Source organism: Pseudomonas sp. EA_5y_Pfl2_R50, assembly GCF_963970475.1.
GTDB lineage: Bacteria > Pseudomonadota > Gammaproteobacteria > Pseudomonadales > Pseudomonadaceae > Aquipseudomonas.
Window position 1 is genome coordinate 1 of sequence record NZ_CAXAPT010000090.1, and the last position, 563, is coordinate 563.

The window sequence follows — 563 nt, forward strand, 5'->3', positions numbered from 1 at the left end:
ATCCGCCTCGGACAGCTTCCAATTCTGGATCTCGGTGCCGAACGCGCCATCGGTGATCAGGATGCGCTTGGCCGCTTCGGCCAACAGGGTTTCTCGTGCCGTCATCGTCTAATCCTTCTCCCCTCCCGCTTGCGGGAGGGGCGGGGGGAGGGAATGTCTCGGGAGGGACCTGACAGGCCCTCCCCTAACCCCTCCCGCAAGCGGGAGGGGAATTTTAACCCAGCCGCGCCAGCGCCGCGCTCAGCCGCTCGGCTTCGGCGGCCTTTTCGGCGTGGTCGGCGCGGGCCTTTTCGACCGCTTCGGGCTTGGCGCGCTCGACAAAGCTGGGATTGCCCAGCCGCCCTGCGAGTGCGTCGCGCTCCTTCGCGGCAGCCTCAATGCCCTTGGTCAGGCGCGCGCTCTCGGCGTCGAGGTCGATCACGCCTTCCAGCGGCAGCTTGTAGCTGACGGCATCAACGACGACCGTAACCGCGGGCCCTTCAGAACCAAGCCCACCATCGGGTGTTAATCCAGGGACCGCGCGCGTGAAATGCGTTCGATCCAAGCGCGCCAGACGCATTAAT

At 65.9% G+C, this 563-nt stretch carries 1 protein-coding gene; it reads right to left on the bottom strand.

The genetic code is table 11. The annotated features are described in order from the left end of the window. Positions 1–214 precede the first annotated feature (214 nt). Positions 215–563: hypothetical protein (locus AACY19_RS26855; RefSeq protein WP_339454519.1), on the bottom strand; the 349-nt coding region annotated here is incomplete at its 5' end.